This is a genomic window from Lysinibacillus sp. BNK-21 (assembly GCF_048684915.1).
Lineage (GTDB): Bacteria > Bacillota > Bacilli > Bacillales_A > Planococcaceae > Lysinibacillus > Lysinibacillus capsici.
In genome coordinates, this window is the sequence record NZ_JBLQTS010000002.1 from 1 (window position 1) to 5,696 (window position 5,696).

The window sequence follows — 5,696 nt, forward strand, 5'->3', positions numbered from 1 at the left end:
GCGACGTCCTACTCTCACAGGGGGAAGCCCCCAACTACCATCGGCGCTAAAGAGCTTAACTTCCGTGTTCGGTATGGGAACGGGTGTGACCTCTTTGCCATCATCACTAGACTTTGTTATTTAATTGAAAGATTTATTCTTTCAAAACTGGATAAACGGCGCATTGAATGTTTCAAACTTTTTTGGTTAAGTCCTCGATCGATTAGTATTCGTCAGCTCCATGTGTCACCACACTTCCACCTCGAACCTATCTACCTCATCGTCTTTGAGGGATCTTACTTACTTGCGTAATGGGAAATCTCATCTTGAGGGGGGCTTCATGCTTAGATGCTTTCAGCACTTATCCCGTCCACACATAGCTACCCAGCGATGCCTTTGGCAAGACAACTGGTACACCAGCGGTGTGTCCATCCCGGTCCTCTCGTACTAAGGACAGCTCCTCTCAAATTTCCTACGCCCACGACGGATAGGGACCGAACTGTCTCACGACGTTCTGAACCCAGCTCGCGTACCGCTTTAATGGGCGAACAGCCCAACCCTTGGGACCGACTACAGCCCCAGGATGCGATGAGCCGACATCGAGGTGCCAAACCTCCCCGTCGATGTGGACTCTTGGGGGAGATAAGCCTGTTATCCCCGGGGTAGCTTTTATCCGTTGAGCGATGGCCCTTCCATGCGGAACCACCGGATCACTAAGCCCGTCTTTCGACCCTGCTCGACTTGTAGGTCTCGCAGTCAAGCTCCCTTGTGCCTTTACACTCTACGAATGATTTCCAACCATTCTGAGGGAACCTTTGGGCGCCTCCGTTACCTTTTAGGAGGCGACCGCCCCAGTCAAACTGTCCGCCTGACACTGTCTCCTGCCCCGCTAAGGGGCATGGGTTAGAATTTCAATACAACCAGGGTAGTATCCCACCGACGCCTCCTTCGAAGCTGGCGCTCCGAGATCTCTGGCTCCTACCTATCCTGTACAAGTTGTACCAAAATTCAATATCAGGCTACAGTAAAGCTCCACGGGGTCTTTCCGTCCTGTCGCGGGTAACCTGCATCTTCACAGGTACTATAATTTCACCGAGTCTCTCGTTGAGACAGTGCCCAGATCGTTACGCCTTTCGTGCGGGTCGGAACTTACCCGACAAGGAATTTCGCTACCTTAGGACCGTTATAGTTACGGCCGCCGTTTACTGGGGCTTCAATTCGCAGCTTCGCTTGCGCTAACCACTCCTCTTAACCTTCCAGCACCGGGCAGGCGTCAGCCCCTATACGTCACCTTACGGTTTTGCAGAGACCTGTGTTTTTGCTAAACAGTCGCCTGGGCCTATTCACTGCGGCTCTCATGCGCTTGCACGCTCAAGAGCACCCCTTCTCCCGAAGTTACGGGGTCATTTTGCCGAGTTCCTTAACGAGAGTTCTCTCGCACACCTTAGGATTCTCTCCTCGACTACCTGTGTCGGTTTGCGGTACGGGCACCTCTCACCTCGATAGAGGCTTTTCTTGGCAGTGTGAAATCAGGAACTTCGTCCATACGGACTCGCCATCACAGCTCAACGTTACAGTGTGCGGATTTGCCTACACACACGCCTTACTGCTTGGACGCGCACAACCAACGGCGCGCTTACCCTATCCTACTGCGTCCCCCCATTTCTCAAACGGTGAGGAGGTGGTACAGGAATATCAACCTGTTGTCCATCGCCTACGCCTATCGGCCTCGGCTTAGGTCCCGACTAACCCTGAGCGGACGAGCCTTCCTCAGGAAACCTTAGTCATACGGTGGACGGGATTCTCACCCGTCTTTCGCTACTCATACCGGCATTCTCACTTCTAAGCGCTCCACCAGTCCTTCCGATCTGACTTCAACGCACTTAGAACGCTCTCCTACCACTGACATCGTAGATGTCAATCCACAGCTTCGGTGAATCGTTTAGCCCCGATACATTTTCGGCGCAGCGTCACTCGACCAGTGAGCTATTACGCACTCTTTAAATGATGGCTGCTTCTAAGCCAACATCCTGGTTGTCTGTGCAACGCCACATCCTTTTCCACTTAACGATTACTTTGGGACCTTAGCTGGTGGTCTGGGCTGTTTCCCTTTTGACTACGGATCTTATCACTCGCAGTCTGACTCCCGTGTATAAATATCTGGCATTCGGAGTTTGTCTGAATTCGGTAAACCGGGATGGCCCCCTAGTCCAAACAGTGCTCTACCTCCAGTATTCTCATCACGAGGCTAGCCCTAAAGCTATTTCGGAGAGAACCAGCTATCTCCAAGTTCGATTGGAATTTCTCCGCTACCCACACCTCATCCCCGCACTTTTCAACGTGCGTGGGTTCGGGCCTCCAGTAAGTGTTACCTCACCTTCACCCTGGACATGGGTAGATCACCTGGTTTCGGGTCTACGACCACGTACTATTTCGCCCTATTCAGACTCGCTTTCGCTGCGGCTCCGCCTTCTAAAGCTTAACCTTGCACGTAATCGTAACTCGCCGGTTCATTCTACAAAAGGCACGCTATCACCCATTAACGGGCTCTAACTACTTGTAGGCACACGGTTTCAGGATCTCTTTCACTCCCCTTCCGGGGTGCTTTTCACCTTTCCCTCACGGTACTGGTTCACTATCGGTCACTAGGTAGTATTTAGCCTTGGGAGATGGTCCTCCCGGATTCCGACGGAATTTCACGTGTTCCGCCGTACTCAGGATCCACTCAGGAGAGAACGAACTTTCGACTACAGGGCTTTTACCTGCTCTGGCGGACCTTTCCAAGTCGCTTCATCTAACTCGCTCTTTTGTAACTCCGTATAGAGTGTCCTACAACCCCAAGAGGCAAGCCTCTTGGTTTGGGCTCTTCCCGTTTCGCTCGCCGCTACTCAGGGAATCGATTTTTCTTTCTCTTCCTCCAGGTACTTAGATGTTTCAGTTCCCTGGGTCTGCCTTCAAGACGCTATGTATTCACGTCAAGATACTACGCGATTAAACGTAGTGGGTTCCCCCATTCGGAAATCTCCGGATCAAAGCTCACTTACAGCTCCCCGAAGCATATCGGTGTTAGTGCCGTCCTTCTTCGGCTCCTAGTGCCAAGGCATTCGCCGTGCGCCCTTAATAACTTAACCAAGTTATTAAGCCTATAAAAAACTTAAAAAATAAATGTGTTTGTTACAATTTCAATGTCGTTTTATCCAGTTTTCAAAGAACAAGTTTTGAAGTGTTTCATTCAGATAGAATGAACCTTCAAAACTGAACGCAAAACGTAATCTTACAAACCCAAGGTTTGTATTCCGAAATAATCCTTAGAAAGGAGGTGATCCAGCCGCACCTTCCGATACGGCTACCTTGTTACGACTTCACCCCAATCATCTATCCCACCTTCGGCGGCTGGCTCCAAAAGGTTACCTCACCGACTTCGGGTGTTACAAACTCTCGTGGTGTGACGGGCGGTGTGTACAAGGCCCGGGAACGTATTCACCGCGGCATGCTGATCCGCGATTACTAGCGATTCCGGCTTCATGTAGGCGAGTTGCAGCCTACAATCCGAACTGAGAACGACTTTATCGGATTAGCTCCCTCTCGCGAGTTGGCAACCGTTTGTATCGTCCATTGTAGCACGTGTGTAGCCCAGGTCATAAGGGGCATGATGATTTGACGTCATCCCCACCTTCCTCCGGTTTGTCACCGGCAGTCACCTTAGAGTGCCCAACTAAATGATGGCAACTAAGATCAAGGGTTGCGCTCGTTGCGGGACTTAACCCAACATCTCACGACACGAGCTGACGACAACCATGCACCACCTGTCACCGTTGCCCCCGAAGGGGAAACTATATCTCTACAGTGGTCAACGGGATGTCAAGACCTGGTAAGGTTCTTCGCGTTGCTTCGAATTAAACCACATGCTCCACCGCTTGTGCGGGCCCCCGTCAATTCCTTTGAGTTTCAGTCTTGCGACCGTACTCCCCAGGCGGAGTGCTTAATGCGTTAGCTGCAGCACTAAGGGGCGGAAACCCCCTAACACTTAGCACTCATCGTTTACGGCGTGGACTACCAGGGTATCTAATCCTGTTTGCTCCCCACGCTTTCGCGCCTCAGCGTCAGTTACAGACCAGAAAGTCGCCTTCGCCACTGGTGTTCCTCCAAATCTCTACGCATTTCACCGCTACACTTGGAATTCCACTTTCCTCTTCTGCACTCAAGTCCCCCAGTTTCCAATGACCCTCCACGGTTGAGCCGTGGGCTTTCACATCAGACTTAAAGGACCGCCTGCGCGCGCTTTACGCCCAATAATTCCGGACAACGCTTGCCACCTACGTATTACCGCGGCTGCTGGCACGTAGTTAGCCGTGGCTTTCTAATAAGGTACCGTCAAGGTACAGCCAGTTACTACTGTACTTGTTCTTCCCTTACAACAGAGTTTTACGATCCGAAAACCTTCTTCACTCACGCGGCGTTGCTCCATCAGGCTTTCGCCCATTGTGGAAGATTCCCTACTGCTGCCTCCCGTAGGAGTCTGGGCCGTGTCTCAGTCCCAGTGTGGCCGATCACCCTCTCAGGTCGGCTACGCATCGTCGCCTTGGTGAGCCGTTACCTCACCAACTAGCTAATGCGCCGCGGGCCCATCCTATAGCGACAGCCGAAACCGTCTTTCAGTCTTTCACCATGAAGCAAAAGAGATTATTCGGTATTAGCCCCGGTTTCCCGGAGTTATCCCAAACTATAGGGTAGGTTGCCCACGTGTTACTCACCCGTCCGCCGCTAACGTCAAAGGAGCAAGCTCCTTTTCTGTTCGCTCGACTTGCATGTATTAGGCACGCCGCCAGCGTTCGTCCTGAGCCAGGATCAAACTCTCCATAAAAGAAATTTGATTAGCTCAAATTTTGCTGGCATCATGTTTGATGTCCAAAATTGTGTTTCGTTCACTAGCAAAACTAGCTACTTAAAACTTTATTGATTACGTTTTGCTTGTTCAGTTTTCAAGGTTCATTGGTGGAGCCTAGCGGGATCGAACCGCTGACCTCCTGCGTGCAAGGCAGGCGCTCTCCCAGCTGAGCTAAGGCCCCATATTTTTATTTTTAGGAAATGGTCGGGAAGACAGGATTCGAACCTGCGACCCCTTGGTCCCAAACCAAGTGCTCTACCAAGCTGAGCTACTTCCCGTTGTTCTTATGGCGCGCCCGACAGGAGTCGAACCCATAACCTTCTGATCCGTAGTCAGACGCTCTATCCAATTGAGCTACGGGCGCATGTTAATTAAAAAATGATGAGCCATGAAGGACTCGAACCTTCGACCCTCTGATTAAAAGTCAGATGCTCTACCAACTGAGCTAATGGCTCGTGAAATTAAAAATGGCTGGGGTACTAGGATTCGAACCTAGGCATGACGGAATCAAAATCCGTTGCCTTACCGCTTGGCTATACCCCAATTTTAAAATGGGGCGACTGATGGGAATCGAACCCACGAATGTCGGAACCACAATCCGATGCGTTAACCACTTCGCCACAATCGCCACTATATAGATTATATTAGCTGTATTATGAACGAGTACCTCAATACCTGGCAGGGGCAGTAGGAATCGAACCCACACCAAAGGTTTTGGAGACCTCTATTCTACCGTTGAACTATGCCCCTAAAATGGTGGAGGGGGACGGATTCGAACCGCCGAACCCTAAGGAGCGGATTTACAGTCCGCCGCGTTTAGCCACTTCGC

General features: G+C 51.1%; 7 tRNA genes and 3 rRNA genes. All 10 read right to left on the minus strand.

The window, feature by feature from the left end:
* A 5S ribosomal RNA gene (gene rrf / locus ACMGGO_RS23790) occupies positions 1 to 111 on the minus strand; the annotation flags it as partial.
* A 71-nt stretch (positions 112 to 182) separates the two neighbouring features.
* Positions 183 to 3,110, minus strand: a 23S ribosomal RNA gene (locus tag ACMGGO_RS23795).
* A 181-nt stretch (positions 3,111 to 3,291) separates the two neighbouring features.
* A 16S ribosomal RNA gene (locus ACMGGO_RS23800) occupies positions 3,292 to 4,843 on the minus strand.
* A gap of 129 nt (positions 4,844 to 4,972) precedes the next feature.
* Positions 4,973 to 5,048: transfer RNA gene (locus ACMGGO_RS23805), tRNA-Ala, on the minus strand.
* A gap of 20 nt (positions 5,049 to 5,068) precedes the next feature.
* Positions 5,069 to 5,145, minus strand: a tRNA-Pro gene (locus ACMGGO_RS23810).
* Between the two features lie 9 nt (positions 5,146 to 5,154).
* Positions 5,155 to 5,231, minus strand: a tRNA-Arg gene (locus ACMGGO_RS23815).
* Between the two features lie 18 nt (positions 5,232 to 5,249).
* Positions 5,250 to 5,322: transfer RNA gene (locus ACMGGO_RS23820), tRNA-Lys, on the minus strand.
* 13 nt (positions 5,323 to 5,335) lie between these two features.
* Positions 5,336 to 5,410: transfer RNA gene (locus ACMGGO_RS23825), tRNA-Gln, on the minus strand.
* 9 nt (positions 5,411 to 5,419) lie between these two features.
* Positions 5,420 to 5,495, minus strand: a tRNA-His gene (locus ACMGGO_RS23830).
* Positions 5,496 to 5,543: 48 nt separating this feature from the next.
* Positions 5,544 to 5,617: transfer RNA gene (locus tag ACMGGO_RS23835), tRNA-Trp, on the minus strand.
* Between the last annotated feature and the right edge of the window lie 79 nt (positions 5,618 to 5,696).